The 15,877-nt window shown below is 68.4% G+C and carries 15 protein-coding genes; 1 reads left to right on the top strand and 14 read right to left on the bottom strand.

Annotation, left to right across the window (positions count from 1 at the left end; translation table 11 throughout):
- Nucleotides 1-43 precede the first annotated feature (43 nt).
- The 14 genes from OC534_RS04955 to OC534_RS04890 form a co-directional block, all read right to left on the bottom strand.
- Nucleotides 44-1,357 (bottom strand): serine hydrolase, encoded by a 1,314-nt coding sequence (locus tag OC534_RS04955; protein WP_229296400.1) that lies wholly within the window; start codon nucleotides 1,355-1,357, stop codon nucleotides 44-46.
- 109 nt (nucleotides 1,358-1,466) lie between these two features.
- Nucleotides 1,467-2,132, bottom strand: a complete 666-nt coding sequence (locus OC534_RS04950; RefSeq protein WP_017357579.1) for a DUF2968 domain-containing protein — start codon at nucleotides 2,130-2,132, stop codon at nucleotides 1,467-1,469.
- Nucleotides 2,133-2,293: 161 nt separating this feature from the next.
- A complete protein-coding gene (locus OC534_RS04945; RefSeq protein ID WP_316044052.1) occupies nucleotides 2,294-4,423 on the bottom strand; it encodes a TadG family pilus assembly protein in 2,130 nt (709 codons plus the stop codon).
- Between the two features lie 58 nt (nucleotides 4,424-4,481).
- A complete protein-coding gene (locus OC534_RS04940; protein ID WP_262071489.1) occupies nucleotides 4,482-4,922 on the bottom strand; it encodes a DUF3613 domain-containing protein in 441 nt (146 codons plus the stop codon).
- 11 nt (nucleotides 4,923-4,933) lie between these two features.
- On the bottom strand, nucleotides 4,934-5,797 hold the full coding sequence (locus OC534_RS04935; protein ID WP_262071488.1) for a Flp pilus assembly protein TadD: 864 nt from the start codon (nucleotides 5,795-5,797) through the stop codon (nucleotides 4,934-4,936).
- A gap of 17 nt (nucleotides 5,798-5,814) precedes the next feature.
- Nucleotides 5,815-6,762, bottom strand: coding sequence for a type II secretion system F family protein (locus OC534_RS04930; RefSeq protein WP_166473067.1), 948 nt, complete (start codon nucleotides 6,760-6,762; stop codon nucleotides 5,815-5,817).
- Nucleotides 6,763-6,775: 13 nt separating this feature from the next.
- Nucleotides 6,776-7,708 carry a type II secretion system F family protein gene (locus tag OC534_RS04925; RefSeq protein WP_262071487.1) on the bottom strand — a complete coding sequence of 311 codons (933 nt, stop codon included), beginning with the start codon at nucleotides 7,706-7,708 and terminating at the stop codon, nucleotides 6,776-6,778.
- 2 nt (nucleotides 7,709-7,710) lie between these two features.
- Nucleotides 7,711-9,063, bottom strand: coding sequence for a CpaF family protein (locus OC534_RS04920; RefSeq protein WP_136004903.1), 1,353 nt, complete (start codon nucleotides 9,061-9,063; stop codon nucleotides 7,711-7,713).
- On the bottom strand, nucleotides 9,048-10,322 hold the full coding sequence (locus OC534_RS04915; protein ID WP_243746250.1) for a fimbrial protein: 1,275 nt from the start codon (nucleotides 10,320-10,322) through the stop codon (nucleotides 9,048-9,050). Before OC534_RS04915 ends, OC534_RS04920 begins: the two co-directional genes overlap by 16 nt.
- A 23-nt stretch (nucleotides 10,323-10,345) precedes the next feature.
- On the bottom strand, nucleotides 10,346-11,701 hold the full coding sequence (locus tag OC534_RS04910; RefSeq protein WP_136004901.1) for a type II and III secretion system protein family protein: 1,356 nt from the start codon (nucleotides 11,699-11,701) through the stop codon (nucleotides 10,346-10,348).
- 20 nt (nucleotides 11,702-11,721) lie between these two features.
- Nucleotides 11,722-12,750, bottom strand: coding sequence for a Flp pilus assembly protein CpaB (gene cpaB, locus OC534_RS04905; RefSeq protein ID WP_262071486.1), 1,029 nt, complete (start codon nucleotides 12,748-12,750; stop codon nucleotides 11,722-11,724).
- 22 nt (nucleotides 12,751-12,772) lie between these two features.
- Nucleotides 12,773-13,189: a hypothetical protein gene (locus OC534_RS04900; RefSeq protein ID WP_051008608.1), complete on the bottom strand. Its 417-nt coding sequence runs from the start codon at nucleotides 13,187-13,189 to the stop codon at nucleotides 12,773-12,775.
- Between the two features lie 68 nt (nucleotides 13,190-13,257).
- Nucleotides 13,258-13,803, bottom strand: coding sequence for a prepilin peptidase (locus OC534_RS04895; protein ID WP_262071485.1), 546 nt, complete (start codon nucleotides 13,801-13,803; stop codon nucleotides 13,258-13,260).
- Between the two features lie 104 nt (nucleotides 13,804-13,907).
- A complete protein-coding gene (locus OC534_RS04890; protein ID WP_017356197.1) occupies nucleotides 13,908-14,087 on the bottom strand; it encodes a Flp family type IVb pilin in 180 nt (59 codons plus the stop codon).
- Nucleotides 14,088-14,746: 659 nt separating this feature from the next.
- Here OC534_RS04890 and OC534_RS04885 point away from each other — a divergent pair.
- Nucleotides 14,747-15,733, top strand: a complete 987-nt coding sequence (locus OC534_RS04885) for a helix-turn-helix domain-containing protein (protein ID WP_262071484.1) — start codon at nucleotides 14,747-14,749, stop codon at nucleotides 15,731-15,733.
- Nucleotides 15,734-15,877: the final 144 nt, after the last annotated feature.

Below are 15,877 nucleotides of genomic sequence, written 5' to 3'. Positions count from 1 at the left end.
GTCGCACGTGATGCGAGGTAGGGAGGGGCGACCGAGTGTCCTGTCAGGGCGTGACCATCAGAGCGCGTGCGATGGCGTCGAACGCGGGCAGGGTGATGGGATCGTTGGCGCTGTTGCTGGCGGTGGGATGCGAGGCGAACCGGGCGATCACCACGCGCGCGGTGGGGTCCACGTACAGCGCCTGGCCGTGCACGCCGCGTGCCATGTAAGCGCCGTGCGGGTTGTGGGTGATCCACCACATGCCGCGGTAGCTCCAGCCGGGCAGCTGGGCATACCCGGCGCGGGCGAAGGCCGCTTTGTCGCCACCGGCGCGGATGCGCGCAATGGCCGCCGCCGGAATCACCTGGCGCCCGTCGATGCGTCCGTCGTCAAGCAGCAGTTGCCCGACCCGGGCGAGGTCGAGCAGACCGGCGTTGAAACCGCCCCCGGCGTACGGCGTGCCGCTGGAGTCCACGGTGAAATAGGCGTCCTGGCTGGCACCCAACGGACGCCACACGCGGGACTCGAGCAGTTGGGCCACCGACTGGCCCGAACGACGGGCGATGATCCAGCCCAGCACGTCGGTATTGACCGTGCGATAGCCGAAGGTCTCGCCATGCGCGCCTTGCGGGCGTACGGTTCGCAGATAATCGTAGTAGCTGGTGGGGCCGCGGTAGCCCGGCGGGTGCGGCAGGGTGCTGCCGGCCGCCGCGTACTGCCACACGTCGGCGTCGGGATCGGCATAGTCCTCGCTGTAGCGCAGGCCAGTGGTCATCTCCAGGATCTGCTTGACCGTGGCATCGCCGAAGCCACTGCCGTGCAGTTCCGGCACGATGGCATCCACGCGGGCGTTCTCGTCCAGGGTGCCGTCGGCGACCAGGATCTCACCGAGCAGGCCGGTCATCGATTTGGTGACGGACATGGCGCCGTGCTGCCCCTCGGCATCCAGGCAGCCGCTGTAGCGCTCATAGACGACGACGCCGTCGTGCAGCACCACGATGCCGTCGGTGTAGGTGGCATCCAGCGCGTCTGCCCAGCGCATCGGCGCGGTGGCCCCCAGCGGGGTGAATGTCACGGCGTCCAGCGCGCTGTCGAGGCGGCGCGTCATCGGGCGTGCGGCGCCTTCGCCGCGGCTGACGCCCACGGTGGGCATCAACTGGCGGAAATGGCAGACCGTCCAGCGCAGCTTGGGGAAGGCGAAGTAGTCCTCGTCCGTGTAGCGGATGCGTTTGTCTTCCGGTGGTGGTGCACCCTGCATCCAGCCGAGCGCGACCGGATCGGACTGCGCGGCCGTCAGTGGCGGCGCAGCCACGGCGGTGACGGTGACGAGCAGGGACAGTACCAGGCCCACTACGGGTCGCAGCGGCGGGAAAGGCATCGGCATTCCTTGCGTACGATCGAACAGTGATCGGAGATCAGCATAGCGCACGGTGCGCACTGTTCGAGCAACGCTCCCTGGCAGGCAGGGAGCGCGCGGCCCGCAGGTGTTACGGGGTGCCCGACTGGCCTGACGGGGCAGGTGCCGGAACCGGTGCTGCCTCCGGCGTGGGCAGCGACAGCTCGGGATTGCCCTGCTGGGCCTGCAGCAGCTGGATGCGCTGGTTCAGCGCGTCCAGCTCGCTGTGCGTGCTGCGCAGATCGGTGCTCAGGCTGACCGCCTGCTGCTTGGCTTCCTGCAGCGATGCGCTGACCTGCAGCGACTGCTGGCGTTGCAGCTCGGCTTCCTGCTGCAGGCTCTGCAGGCGCTGGGCGTTGTAGGCCACCAGATTCTCGGTGTAGCGCTTGCCGGCCTGCAGACGCGTGGTGTCGATATACACCTGGGCCAGCTCTTCGGTCTGCTGCACGAACGTGCGGTAGACCTTCTCTGCGTTGTCCACCGAATCGGTCTTGATCACCCGCCAGAACTCTTTTTCGTGGAACAGCGCCACGTAATAGTTCAGCGTGCTGGTGTTGAACAGCAGGCTCGCGCCGTAGCTGCCGTTGTAGGTGGTGCGCAGCTCGGTCAGCTGGCGCGAGTCCACCAGTTGCCGCAGTTCGTCCACGCTGTTGCGCACCGTGGGTACCGGACGCTGCGCGGGTTCGACAGGCGCTTCGGCGCGCGGCGCCCGCGCGGCCAGCACCTGCGGTGCAGCCGTGATCAGCAGCAACAGCATCCCACCGGCGAGCGTACGCCTGGTGGCGGAATCAACCCCTTTTCTCTCTCGCATATTCAGGCCATCCACGAATGGATTCAACGGTGATGTGAAGTCCCCGCGGCAGTCTAGCATGCAGCGGGGCGGGGTCCGCACGCCCCCTGCGCGCGGGCGGGAGCGGCTCAGTAGACCAGCTGCGCAGGGCTGCAGTTGATCGACTGCAGGTGCACGTCGGTCCGTCCCAGTTCCAGCCCGAGCACCTGCGCCAGGGTCTGGGTGAGCAGGGTACCGACGCCGTTGAGGATCGGCTTGAGCAGGTCCAGCACCGGTTTCAGGCCCAGGCACAGCAGCCCGCTGCACGCCACCGTGTCGGTGGACGGGTCGACCACGCTGCCGCTGCCCTGGAAACTGTCGAGCACGCCTTCGTCGGCGGTCTGCAGGTAGGACGCGAGGTTGCCTTTGACACAGGCGTTGTAGGCCAGCAGACCGGTGAGCAGGCTGTTGCAGCGGTTGATCACCAGGCCCCCGAGCAGCGTGCCGAGCACGCCGCCGAGCAGGCCCTGTCCGTTGCCGGTGACCGCGGCCTCATAGCCTTCCCAGACTGTGCCGTCGCGGAAGCATGTGATCAGGCCGCAGGGATACGGCACGCCCTTGGGGATGTTCCAGGTGCCGATCGGCTCGATACCGCGTGCAGGCGCACCGTTCTTCAGCAGGTCGATGGTGGCGTGCACGTCGTACTTTTTTCCCGGATCCGGATTGGCGGCCTTGAGGTACTGCTCGGCCAGACGGTTGGCGGTTTCAGCCGTGCCGAGACCTTTCGGTGCGGGATTGAGCACGTTGCCCAGCACGCGCAGCAGTTCGTTGACCAGTGCGGCGACTGTATCGCCGAGCAGGGCGGCGTTGATGCGGGTCGAGGCGGTTTCGCCGGCGGCGAGGGTGACGCTTTCGGCATGGGTGAGTCCGTTGAGGCGGATCTTGTCGTTGACCAGGGTGGCGCCAAGCAGGGTCAGCATCTGTTCGTTCTCCAGCGTGGTTTCGCACACGTTGCGGGTGGAGAACCGGTTGGCCGGGTCAACCCTGCCCACGCAGGCGCGCAGCACGGAGGACTCGACGTTGATGGTGGCCGTGGGGGGCTGGGCACCGCACTGCAGTGCGGTCAACGTGCCCATTGCGTTGGTGACATCGGCGTAGATCGGCAGATGCAGGCGAACGCCGAGGGTGGACAGGATCGGGCCGAGTCCCACCAGATTATTGCTGTCCACATCGACGTTCAAACGCACCTGCGCGTTGTAGGCGCGCGTGCCCACGCCGCCGATGGCGATGGACGGCGGTTCGATGATGGCCGCCTTGGCGTTGACCAGGCCGAGCACGCTGAGGTTGTCCACGTCGACCCCGCGCCCGCCGTTGGCGATGCTGATGCCGGTGGTGAGCAGGTCCATCACATTGACGTCGGCACGCAGTGCACTGGAGGCCGGGCCTTCGGGGGCCACGATGCGTGCGAACAGGCCGCTGCCGGCATCGTTGGAGCCAAGCTGCAGGTTGGCCTGGTCGATGTTGATCTGCGTGGCCAGCGCATCTTTGAGTGCGCGCAGGTCGACGTTGGCCACGCCGCTCTGTGCCAGTACCGTCGCGGTGGCATCCAGCAGCTGGCCCAGCGAGATGCGGTTGGCGGCCAGCAGCCGGTTGAACTCGGCGATGCCGATGTCGGCGGCGACCTCGATGCCGAGCGCCTGCAGCAGGCCGCCGGGGGTGATGTGCGCCTGGGCCAGGCCGTCGTAGCCGAGCAGGGTGGTGCGGTCCAGGTCCACGCCCACCAGCCGCAGCACATTGCCGAGCGGGGTGTTGCCGTTGACCCGCAGCAGCTGCGAGCCGACGCTGAACACGGCGGTGGGCTGGGCGCGCATGGCAACGGCCTGGACCTGCAGCGTGGGCAGGGTGGTGTTCTGGCCGAAGAACGGCAGTACCGAACGCTGCGCCTGTACGCGCACTGCATTCAACGGCGCCTGCGGGCCGAGCGTGGTGGTGAAGTGATCGGCGGCGGGGTTGGCCGGATTCCAGTTGCCGCACTGCACCTGCACCGTGCCGGGGAAGCGATTGGCGGTGATCGCGTTGCCGCGCGCCGCGCTGTTGTCGGCCTGGTTGGCCGCGCACAGTTCCAGCCGCTGCGCCCCGGCGAGCGCGGCCAGGTCGGCCACCTTCTGTGCATCTCGCTTGGCCCAGTACAGGAAGCCGATCTCCACCAGGCCCAGCATCATCACCAGGCCCAGCATCACCAGCATCATCGTCACCGACATGCCGCCGCGCTGCTGCATGCGCAGCACACGGGGGGCCGGGCGGGGCGCCCCGGCAGGGCCAGGTACGTTCATGGCATCAGCCTCCGTCGTTGGACCCGGAAACATCCTTGCGCACGTTGGTCTTCATGTACTCGGGAATCTCGTGCTCGAAGCTTTTGAGGTAGCGCGCGTAGCTGGCGGCCGCCTGGTCGCCGAGGATCGGCAGCCGCGTGCCGGCGCTCGTGCCGGCGGCCTGGAGCTGCAGCAGCGCGCGCGTGGTGTCGCCGATCCGGGTCGGTGCCGGCGCTGCAGATGCCGGTGCGCGCGGCGATTGCCAACCCGCGTCGTTGTCCGGAGCCGGCACCCCAGGCGCAGGTGCGCGCGCGGGCGGCGTCGGCGTCGGCAGGGGCGGCTCGGCGAGCATCCTGCCGGTCAACGGGGGCTGCTGGGCACGGGCATCCACTGCCAGCAGCAGCGCTGCCGCCACCCCAAGGCCGGTCAACGCGCGCAGCGCGGGTGCGAATGCGATCCGGGTCATGACGTGCTCGTTCATGGTGTGGTCCCCGTGGCGGTATCGGTGGCGCTGAAGCGCTCCAGCATGGAAGGCGCCAGGCGGGCATCACCGCTGGCAGACGGGCGGTTGGCGTCGCCGGCCAGGCGGGTGCTGCGCTCGCGCGCTGGCGCGATCGCGGGCGCGACACGCGCCGGCGCAGCCGCGGCCGCAGTGCGTGATGCCGCGCGCTGGCGCAGCTGCTGGGCCAGGCGCTGGATTTCCTCGCGTGCGCCATCGGGCAGGCGGGCGTCGCGGATGATCCGCTCGGCGGTCCCGTGCTGGCCGCTCAGCAGTGCCCAGACCGCCAGGTTTGCATTGGCCTTGACGTTGCCGGGCGCCAGCTCGGCGGCCATCGCCAACGGCGCCTGCGCCTGGTCCCAGTGCCCGGCACGCAGCCGTGCAAATCCGAGGTCGCCGAGGTAATCGGTATTGAGCGGTTGCAGCTGCACCGCACGGGCCAGCGCGGTCTCGGCACGGGCGGCGGCGTCGCTGCGCGCGGCAATCAGGCCGATGCCGTGCCAGGCGGCTGCGGCCTGCGGGCCCGTGGTCAATCCGGTGTAGGCGGCGAGCGCGGCATCGCGCTGCCCGGTTTCGCGGAGGGCGTCAGCATGCAGCCGCCGCAGCGCCGGGTTGTCGCCGTAGCGTTGCCGGTAGGCATCCACATGCGCCAGCGAGGCGTAGAACGCGCCCTGCTTCTGCATTTTGGCGATCAGGTCCAGGTACAGCACGCGATCCTCCTGCGGCGGCACCTCCGGCGAGGCCTGGGCGATCGGGTCCTGGCGGTACGACGCCGGCCGCGTGGAGGCGCAGGCCGCGCACAGTGTGGCCAGCAGTACGACAGTGCCGAGGCGGGGCAACATGGGGCTTGGCATGGTCTTTACCCGATCCTGGTCAAGGCGGTGGCCAGGGCGATGATGGCCGGACCGGCCAGCACCAGCATCAAGGCCGGCAACAACGTCAGCATCATCACCACGGTCATCTTCACCGAGAGCTTGCCGACTTTTTCCTTCAGTGAACTGCGCCGCTGTTCGCGCAGACGCACGCTGAACTGCCGCAGCGGTTCCTGCACCGCGCCGCCGTGTTCATGCACCTGCATGATCAACTGGACCAGGCTGCGCAGGTCTTCGTCGTCGAACGACTCGCTCAACCGGCGCAGCGACTGCTGACGGGTGCGGCCGTGCATGTAGGCGATGTTGGCCTGGTGGATCTCGCGGCCCAGCACCGGGATCGCGTTGCGCAGTTTGTCGCCGAGGGTCTGCAGGCTCTGGTCCATGCTGAAGCCCACGCCCTGCAGCAGGCGCAGCAGGTCGATCAGCAGCGGCAGTTCGGCCGATACGCGCCTGCGCAGGCGCGTCGCCCAGGCGCGCAGCGCGAACTTGGGCAGCAGGATGCCGAAGGCCAGTGCGGCCAGCATCAGCATCACGCGGTTGAAACCGGTGCTGTCGCTGAAGGTGAGTGCCACGACCAGCGACACCACGGCCAGGACCAGCCGCAGGCCGAGGAAGATCGCAGTGCCGGTGCTGGTGTGCCAACCGGCCTGGTCCAGCAGCAGGCGATCCTCCGGCGCCAGCAGTGCCTTCTCGATGCGGCTGCCACTGAAGCGCTGGCCGAACGCGGTCAGCCATGCGAGGCCATGCTGGCGTGCACTCGGCGCTGCGGCCGGCGCGCCGGTGGCGGCGGCGCTGTCGCGCGGACGCAGGGCCGACTGCAGGGCCGCTTCGGTAAGCTGCTGGTGCCCGCCGAGGATGAACCAGCGGATGCCGAGCAGGGCCAGCCCCGCCGCCAGCAGCAACAGGGCCGCAATCCAGTAGCCGGTGCTGGTCATGGATGCCCCCGTGTCATATCGATTTGGCCAGCCGGTACAGCAGGAACCCACCCGCGGCCTCCAGTACCAGTGCACCGAGCAGCAGCTTGTGGCCGAGCGGCTCGTGGATGACGGGCTGGAAGAAGTCGGGGCTGGCGATGGCCATCAGCACCGCGCAGATCGGCGGCAGCAGGCCCAGCACCCACGCCGACATGCGGGTTTCGGAGGTGGTGGCCATCAGTTCCTGCTGTGCCTGGTCCAGATCGCGCATGAAATCGGCCATGCGCTGCAGGATCTGGTCGGCGCGCCCGCCAATGCGCACGCTGACGCCCAGCACCACGGCCAGCACGTTTAGCGGCTCGAGCCGGTAGGGCTGTGAGGCCTGGGCAAGCGCGCGGTCCAGGTCGAGCCCGCTGCGGGTATGCGACAAGGTGGTATCGAGCAGACCGCGCAGCGGCATGGGTACCTGCGCCGTGGCCGTCTGGAAGGCCATCTGCAGGCTGTTGCCCAGCCCGGCCAGGCGGACCAGATTGTCCAGGAAGTCCGGCAACTGGCGCAGCAGGCGGCGCTGCAGGTTGGCGATGCGCCGGCTCAGCCAGAACCACACCACCAGGGTGCACAGCACCAGCATGATCGGCACCATCCACCACGTGCCCAGACGCGCAGTGGCGATCCATGTCGCCAGCAGGCTCATTCCCACCACCAGCAGCGGTACCCGCCAACCGGTGGGCAGGGCGGCCCGCCGTAACAGCGCATCCCACGGACGCTCGCCGCGGGCCCGTGCACCGCCGGTGGGCGCGGTGCCCGGTTCCGGCAGGGCGCCGCCTGGCCCGCCACGTGCCAGCCGCTGTTCGGCATGCTGCAGCGACACCTGGCGCTGCTCGCGAGCGCTGGCGCCGCTCCACAGCGCCAGGGCTGCAGCGACCAGCACCAATGCCACACTGACCAGGAGCAGGGTGAAGACCATCGTCAGTAGCCTCCATCCAGGGCCTCGCGCAACTGCCGGCGGAACGGTTCGAGCTTGTGCGAGTGCGGCTGGAACCCGAGTCCGATCCAGCGATCGTGCTCCTTGCCGTCGGCATCGAACTGCACTTCGTGACGGAACATTTCCTGGGTGGTGATCAGGTTGTCGCTGACGCCGGTGATTTCCGTGATCGACACCAGAACGCGGCGACCGCTGCCGAGGCGGGAGATCTGCACGATGAAGTCGATGGCGCTGGCGATCTGCCGTCGCAGGCTGTCCTCGCTGCCCTGGAAGCCGGCAAAGCCGGCCAGCATCTCGATGCGGTACAGGCAATCTCGCGGCGAGTTGGCGTGGATGGTGGCCATCGAGCCGTCATGGCCTGTATTCATCGCCTGCAGCATTTCCAGCACTTCGGCGCCGCGCACTTCGCCGACCACGATCCGGTCCGGCCGCATGCGCAGGCTGTTGCGGACCAGATCGCGGATGCTCACGGCGCCGTTGCCATCGGCACCACCGATGCGGCTCTCCAGACGGACCACATGGGGATGGTTGAGCGACAGTTCGGCCGTGTCCTCCACGGTGATCACCCGCTCGGTGGGCGGTATGTAATTGGCCAGCGCATTGAGCAGCGAGGTCTTGCCCGAGCTGGTGCCGCCGGAGACGAGGATGTTGCATCGACCCAGTACCATCGCATGCAGCAGCGCCTGCATGGGGCGGTCGAAGGTGCCCATGCGCAGCAGTTCGTCCGGGGTGAACGGATCCTTGCGGAACTTGCGGATCGATACCATCGGACCGTCGACGGCGAGCGGGGAGATGATCGCGTTGAGGCGGCCGCCGTTGGGCAGGCGCGCATCCACCATCGGGTTGGATTCGTCCAGACGCCGGCCGAGCGGGGCGAGGATGCGGCGCAGAATGCGCAGCAGGTGGCTGTCATCGCTGAAGCGCTGCGGTGCGCGCTTGAGCATGCCGCCCTGGGATACATGGATGTCCTTGTAACCGTTGATCAGGATGTCCTCGATCTCCGGGTTGTGCAGCAGGTCGTCGAGCGGGCCGAAACCGGTCAGCTCCTTGACCAGCGCGGCGGCAACGATGTCCTTCTCGATCTCGTTGATCGGGATGCGCCACTCCTGCACGAACGCGGCGGTCTGGGTGTGCACGTAGCGTGCGACCGTGTCCGGCGCCCAGGCGTCGATGTCGATGCGTTCGTCCTCGATCGCATTGAGCAGGTGTTCGTGCGCCGCGATCAGGACCTTCTGGTACTCCTCGGACTGCTCGAACGGCAGCACCGCCGCGCCCGGATCGGCGGGCGGATCGTGGCGCGCGGCGGGTACCGCGAACGGGGTCACTTTGTCTTCCATTGGCTACCACTCAGACGAAGGGCGAGGTGTTCCCGCCAACTGCGTGCCGCAGGGGCAGCGGCGGGATCCAGTCGGGATAGCAGCGGGGCCAGGGCGCGTAGATACGGATCGCGTGGAGCCTCCTGCAGCAGCAGCCGGCCGTGGCTGGCCGCCGAGCGCAGGCGGGCGCGGTCGGGCAGGGTGGCCAGCAGTGGCAGGCCGAAGCGGGTGGCGATCTGTGCCGGGCTGATGCCACTGGCATCGTCGAAGCGGTTGATCACCAGTTGCAGACGCTTGTCGCGTGCACCGACGCGCTCGAGCTGGGTCAGGGCCTGATCGAGGGAGACCAGGGTGCCGATCGCCTGATCGGCAACCAGCCAGATGTCGTCGGCGCTGTTGAGCAGCGACACCGGAATCTGGCGCACGCAGGCGCCGCCGAGGTCGCACAGCAGGGTGTCGAAGATGCCACGCAGCCGCTGCATCAGTACGGCCGGATCGGCCATCGGCGTGCCGTCGGTGCCGGCCGCCTGACCGAGCAGCGCCAGGCCGGCCGGGTGACGCGTCATGGCCGTGCGGGCAAGCGTGGCATCGATGCGGCTGGCATGGCGCAGGGCATCGTCGTAATGGAAGCTGCTGTCCAGGTTGAGGTACAGCGCCAGGTCGCCGGCCGGTTGCGCGAGGTCGAGCAGCAGCAGATGGTTCGCCACGGGCGGCGGATCCTCCTCCTGTGCCAGCAACGGACTGTGAGCCTGCTGGGCGAGCACGCCCAGATGCGCGGCCAACGTGCTGCAACCGACGCCGGCGCGGACGCCCAACAGCAGGACCATGCGCGCCTTGTGCGCGACTGCCGCAGGGGCGCGAACCGATGCATCCGTGGCGCTGGCGCGGCGCAGCACCGCCTCGATCTCGTGCGGCGGGGCATCCAGGTCGATCAGATCGCGCAGCCCGGCGCGCAGGGCTGCCACCACCCCGGCGAGCTGGTCGCTTGCCGTGGAGCCCACCGCCACCAGGGGCAGCTCCGGTGCCTGTGCCTGCACCTGGCGCACCAGTGCGGCGGAGAAGGCGGCCTGCTCGTGGCGGAAGTCCAGCAGCAGCACACAACCGGTATCACGCAGGGGTTCAAGCGCGGCGGCAGGCGCGCCACTGTCCTGCCACTGCACGTCGGCGGCGGCGGGCAGCAGCGGCGTCAGCCGCGACACCAGGTCACGATCCGGCGCGTACAGCACCAGCTTCATGGCCGACTCCCGGGGGTGAACCAGATGCATGGTGGCGGTGGACATGGCGGGGGGCGTCCTGGCATGGCTCAGCGTGAGAAGCCGGGGAGCTGGTCCGACGACGCCGGCCCCAGAAGCCACGCGCCCCAGACCGGCTGGTTCGGCGCCGCTTCACGCTGGCCGGGCAGGGGCAGCTCGGTGCCCTTGGCCAGTGGCTGGACCAGCCGCGGCGTGACGATGATGACCAGTTCCTTCTCCTCACGTTTGTAATTGAGGTTGCGGAAGAACGACCCGATGATCGGAAGATCGCCGAGCAGAGGCACTTTGTCCACGTTTGAGCTGACCGCATTGCTCACCAGACCGCCGATGACGAACGACTCCCCGTCGCCGAGTTCCACCGTGGTGTCGGCGCGACGGGTGGTGATGGAGGGAATCAGCACGCCGTTATAGGCGATGCCGGTGCTGTAGTTGAGGTCGCTGGCTTCCGGCGCGACCTTCAGCGCGATGCGATCGGCGCTCAGCACGGTTGGCGTGACGGTCAGGCCGATGCCGAACGGTTTGAAGGTGACCGTGGTGGTGCCCAGCCCCTGCGGTTCGAGAATCGGCAGTTCGCCGCCGGCCAGGAAGCTGGCGCTCTGCCCGGACAATGCCACCAGCGTGGGTTCGGCCAGCACGCGCGCCATGCCGTTGCTCTGCAGCAGGTCCAGGTTGGCCAACCAGCCGTGGGTGAGTGAACTGGCGACCAGGTTGAATGCCGACGACAGCGGATTGAGCGTCACCGTGGTCTCGCCGCCGTTGCCGGAGCCGCCGTCGTCAGTGGTGGGCGGAATGCCGCCGGGGCGGGTGAGCCCGTAGGTGAAACCACCATTGCTGTTGTAGAAGCTCACACCGACCTGGCGCAGTGTGGTGCGGTTGAACTCCACGACCTTGACCTCGACCTGCACCACACCGCCGCTGGCGATGGTGGCGACATCGGCGAGCTGTCCTTCCTTGCCGATGGCCATTGCGGCGGCCTTGCGGCTCTGTGCGTGGTCCAGCATCGACGGGCTCACCCCCTGCAGCAGGCCCTGGTCGTCCTGTACGGTCAACCGGGTGCCGGCGCCGTCACCCAGCGCGCCCTGCACGGCGCTGCGCACGTCGATCTGCATGCGCTGCGGCTCGCTGTTGTCGCGTCGCCACAGCAGCAGCGTGGTCGTTCCCGGGGCCTTGCCGACCAGCAGCGCCTGACGCGGGCCGCGCAGCATCACGATATCGGCCACGCCGGGATCGGCGATGGCCACGCGTTCCAGGTCGGTCGGCAGTGTCCACGGCCGCTGCTCGCGGGTCTGCAGCACCAGGTCGGCGTTGGCGTGAGCGGAGGGTGCCAGCATCAGCGCCAGCAGCAGCCACCCGCCCGGGATTCGGGCGTGGAACAGACGGCACGCAGGGGTGGGGCGTTGGGTCATGGGCTGTCTCGGCAGGTGGCTCATGGCAAGCCGCTGGGGGAGGCGGCGTCGCCGCGGATGATCTCCACGCCACGGTCCAGGCGCGGTGCGCTGCGGCGGGGCGCGCTGCCCGTCGATGCCACCGGCACCGGGCGGGCGCTGCTACGGCCGGCCAGCGCGGCGCTGTCGATACCGGCGTAGGCGTCGTTCTCGGGCGACTGCAGTGCGAGCCGCTGCTCGGGGGTCAGCTCGCGGCGTGGGGCGAGCACCCCTGCAGGTTGCGCGAACAGCGCCAGGTCCGGCTGGCCGACGTCCGCCGGATTGCGCAGGGCCAGGAACAGTTTGCCCTGCTGCGCGCCCAGCAGCAGGCGGCTGGCATCCGCCACCGGCACCGCCAGCACCGCGCTGCGCGCCGCCGCGGTGCTTGAGGCGTCGTTGGCACGGCTGCTGGACGGGCGCTGGGTGATGTCCTGCGCGCGGCTGTCGGCAGGCGAGGGTGTGTCGGTGGTAGCAGACGCGGGGGCGGGCGTGCCGAGATCGTCCGCACCATAGCTGAGCACGCGCAGGCGCGAGAGCAGCAGGCGTGCCTGTGCATCGCCGTCGTCGCGGACACCGGGCGTCGAGCGGAGATTGAGGAAGACATCGACAAAGTCGCCTGGCTGGATGCGGTTGCCCGCAGCCACCAGTTCGTCCACTGGTACTGCCAGCGCGCGCTCGCCCGGATTGAGCCGCAGCGCGTAGCCCTGTGCGATGACCAGGCCATCGAGAGCGGTGCCGGCGGCGATGTCGCGGGTCGGCACGGCGCCAACGACGTCGGCCACGGTAGTGAACCCGCCGGCTACCGGCTGCGCGCGGCCGGCCACGCGCAGGTCCTTGGCCGCGATCGGCAGGCCGGCGGGCAGGGCGTTGACGGCCTCCACCACCGGCCAGGTCTGCGCCTCGGCGGCACGTGTCTGCACGGGTGCGGCCGGCGCCTCGCCCGCACGCCGGCTGACGCTGAAGGCGACCACCGCCAGGATTGCCGCCAACGCGATCAGCAACACGGCGGCAATGCGGGTCAACTTGAGCATGCGGCGTCTCCTGGAAGTGACATCAGTTGCTGCCCTGGTCCAGCTGGGCCACGGCGGTACTGGTGATGGGCCGGGATACGACCCAGCCATAGACAGTGCCGGTACCCGGCAGGAACGGATTGGCGCGGTAGTCGTAACTGACCCGTACCTGGATGCATTGCGCGCTGGGCAGGTCGGCGCATGGCGCCGGGGCGGACACGATGATCGGCGGCGCGGCGCTGGTGGCGCAGTCCGGGTTCTGACCGGCGTAGGCCAGCAGCCACTGCATGGAGCGGCGAGCGGCCACACAGGCAGCCAGTCGGCGCTGGTCCGGCGCGGCGTAGCGCAGCGACGCGCGCGCGCCCTCGGCCGATGCCATCGACAGGGTCTGCTGCACGGCCATCAGCATCACTCCGGAGTAGGTGATCAGCAGCAGCGGCAACAGCCCGAACATCAGCATCAGCGCGAACTCGAGCGTGGCGATCCCGCCTTGGCGGCGCCGGCTGCCGGGCGGAATGCGCGCGGTCGTCACGGCGACACCGCATAGGTGTTCCGGACAACCCAGAGCAGGGCGCCCAGCGACAGATAGGCTGCAAACGGGATTCCCACGCGGCCCTGCCGGGCGCGGCGGATCTGGTCGGCGGCGGGGTGATGCTCTAGGTGCTGCAGGGTGGTGTCGCGCAGAAACTGCAGGCGCAGCGGGATCATCGGGCGCACACGGCGAACGGCATAGATGCACAGCGCGTGTCCGCCCGCGCACAGGCTGGCGATGATCCAGACCGGCAGCAGCGCGGTCCAGCCGAGCAGGAGGCCGAGCACCGCGAAGTACTTGACGTCGCCGGCGCCCATCCAGCCGATGGCGTAGAACGGCAACAGCGCGACCAGACCTGCCACAGCGCCCAGTACATGGGCAGCGGGCGCGCCGGTCCGCGTGACCGCCCACTGCACGCACAGCCAGGCCACCGCGGCGGCCGCAGCGAGCAGCAGGGCGCGGTTGGAGACGCGCCGGGCGTACAGGTCGCTGATGGCGACCTGTACGCCGAGCAGCAGCGCCAGTAGGGGAAGAAACGACATGGGCACAATCCCCCTGTGCGGTATCAACATGGACCGCGGGCCAGACGCCACCGTTGCCGCCGGGAAAACGGCAGTCAGGGCAGACCGACGCGCGCTGTTACCGGTCAGGCCGCAGCGGAATCGACCAGTGCGGTCAGGCGGGTGAACAGATTGGTGAAGAAGGCGGTGATCTGGGCGCGGCCGGTAACAACGAGTACGCCGGCGATGACCGCGGCGAGCAGGCCGTATTCCAGTGCGGTGACGCCGTCTTCCTCGACCAGGAACTTGCGGATGGATGCGTTCATGACGGTTATCTCCATTTACCTATCAGGGCCCGGATGGGCAGCAGCTGCCTTGCGATGTAGAAGGTCGTTCCGACTCCGCGGAGGGCCTTCCGCTGGCCTGCGCACGTCCTGGCGCAGGGGAGCGACCCATGCGGGTCGCCGATGCCGGCCGGACTATCCCGGCTGCAACCGTGCCTGGCGGAACGCAAGCGCCTGCAAGGCGCAGCCCGGATGCCGCAGCCGCTGCTGGCTGCCGGCGGAAGCAACGACTACGGTTGCCTGCCTGTCCATGACGTTCCCCCGTGATGCGATGGCGCCGCGTGTGGCGTCATCGAAATTCAACGAAATGCTCGGCGAATGCGAAGGGCTGTGATGCACAAAATCGGCATGGATATTCCGAACTTTAGCCCCGTGTTGCCGGTGACTGAACCGTTCTGCGTTGGCTCCCATTTAATATCCGGAAGGTGAATGAATTGTCGAGATAATGTGATGGCCGGGTGAAACCGACGTAATCTGCGGAATTTCCGGCCATCGATTTTGTCTTCGTGTGTGGGGATTGATGCATACTCATCGAAAATGCGCAGCAGCATTTTGCAGTATGCGAGGAGCGCGGGCAGTTCTTGGAGACGGGAAACCGGTGATGCGCGATGCACACCGGGCCAACGGGGGGCATCACTGTCATGGTCGATGGTGTAGTGGACGACATGGGCGACAACCTCAGGGCGTTCGACCTGGCCACGCTGGGCGGTGTGCTGCGGGTGTGCGACGTCGAGATGGTGCTGCTCGATGGCAATGGTCCCCGCGCCAGCGTCGATGCGGTGGTGCATGACGAGGCACTGTTCTGCACGCTGGCCTGCGGCTTTCACTTTCGTGGGCGTTTCATGTTGCCGCCCGACTGGTGTCTGCTTGGGTATGTCCACGACACCGATGAAGGGGTGAGCTGGTGCCACGGTGTTCCGTTGGCGTCCGGGATGGCGCTGACCGTGTTGCCGGAGGGCATCAGCGAGTTCACGTTCAGTGCCGGCACGCGCCTGACGTTGCTGCTGGCGCCGATGCAGCGGGTGCAGCGAAAACTGACCCAGCTGAGCCTTCTCAGCACGCCACCGGCAGGCCAGGCATTGTCGCTGTTCCATCCAGCCGGCGGGGTCGGTGTGCACCGGCTGGTGCAGCAGTACCGGCACCTGGAGGAATCGCTGGGTGGGCAGGGCGTGGCACTGGCCGATGACGCAGTGGAAACGCTGCTGCACGCGCATGTGCAGGCGTTGCTGGCCGCCGGCCCGGGCGATCGGCCCACCTGCAGCCGGGCGCGGCGCACGCATTATCTGATCGCGCAGCGCGCCGAGCATTTCATGCGTCTCAATCTGCGCCGCTATATCTACATGAATGAAATCTGCGACGCGGCCGGCGTCAGCGAACGCGCACTGCGCTATGCATTTGAAGACCTGTTTGGTACCTCGCCGAACCGGTATGTGTCGATGCTGCGTCTTTGCGCGGCGTGCCGTGGCCTGTCGATGGCCGATTCCAGTCGCAAGTCGGTCAAGGCGATCGCGCTGAGCTGCGGACTGTGGGATCTGTCCCGTTTTGCCGACAATTATCGTCGTGTCTTCGGTGAGCTGCCCCGCGACACCCTGATGCGGGCCCCGGCGCAGATCGGCAGCCCGGCCTGAGTCATCGGCGGGCCGCCGGCCGCCGTCCCCCGCTCACCCACGCAAGCCGCCGCCCTGCAAGGGATTCCGGTGGCTTTCTGCCGTATTTGCGCATTCGCCTGCCGGTTTTCCCCGTTGCTTTGCCGGAACCCGCTGTTGGCGTGC

Source organism: Stenotrophomonas sp. Marseille-Q5258, from assembly GCF_946900935.1.
Classification (GTDB): Bacteria; Pseudomonadota; Gammaproteobacteria; order Xanthomonadales; family Xanthomonadaceae; genus Stenotrophomonas; species Stenotrophomonas nematodicola.
This window is presented reverse-complemented; position numbering and strand designations above follow the sequence as displayed.

Coding starts and splice junctions, on each gene's coding strand:
- OC534_RS04955 (WP_229296400.1), bottom strand. CDS start 1,357: ATGCCTTTCCCGCCGCTGCGACCCGTAGTGGGCCTGGTACTGTCCCTG.
- OC534_RS04950 (WP_017357579.1), bottom strand. CDS start 2,132: ATGCTGTTGCTGCTGATCACGGCTGCACCGCAGGTGCTGGCCGCGCGG.
- OC534_RS04945 (WP_316044052.1), bottom strand. CDS start 4,423: ATGCAGCAGCGCGGCGGCATGTCGGTGACGATGATGCTGGTGATGCTG.
- OC534_RS04940 (WP_262071489.1), bottom strand. CDS start 4,922: ATGACCCGGATCGCATTCGCACCCGCGCTGCGCGCGTTGACCGGCCTT.
- OC534_RS04935 (WP_262071488.1), bottom strand. CDS start 5,797: ATGTTGCCCCGCCTCGGCACTGTCGTACTGCTGGCCACACTGTGCGCG.
- OC534_RS04930 (WP_166473067.1), bottom strand. CDS start 6,762: ATGACCAGCACCGGCTACTGGATTGCGGCCCTGTTGCTGCTGGCGGCG.
- OC534_RS04925 (WP_262071487.1), bottom strand. CDS start 7,708: ATGGTCTTCACCCTGCTCCTGGTCAGTGTGGCATTGGTGCTGGTCGCT.
- OC534_RS04920 (WP_136004903.1), bottom strand. CDS start 9,063: ATGGAAGACAAAGTGACCCCGTTCGCGGTACCCGCCGCGCGCCACGAT.
- OC534_RS04915 (WP_243746250.1), bottom strand. CDS start 10,322: ATGTCCACCGCCACCATGCATCTGGTTCACCCCCGGGAGTCGGCCATG.
- OC534_RS04910 (WP_136004901.1), bottom strand. CDS start 11,701: ATGACCCAACGCCCCACCCCTGCGTGCCGTCTGTTCCACGCCCGAATC.
- cpaB (WP_262071486.1), bottom strand. CDS start 12,750: ATGCTCAAGTTGACCCGCATTGCCGCCGTGTTGCTGATCGCGTTGGCG.
- OC534_RS04900 (WP_051008608.1), bottom strand. CDS start 13,189: ATGCTGATGTTCGGGCTGTTGCCGCTGCTGCTGATCACCTACTCCGGA.
- OC534_RS04895 (WP_262071485.1), bottom strand. CDS start 13,803: ATGTCGTTTCTTCCCCTACTGGCGCTGCTGCTCGGCGTACAGGTCGCC.
- OC534_RS04890 (WP_017356197.1), bottom strand. CDS start 14,087: ATGAACGCATCCATCCGCAAGTTCCTGGTCGAGGAAGACGGCGTCACC.
- OC534_RS04885 (WP_262071484.1), top strand. CDS start 14,747: ATGGTCGATGGTGTAGTGGACGACATGGGCGACAACCTCAGGGCGTTC.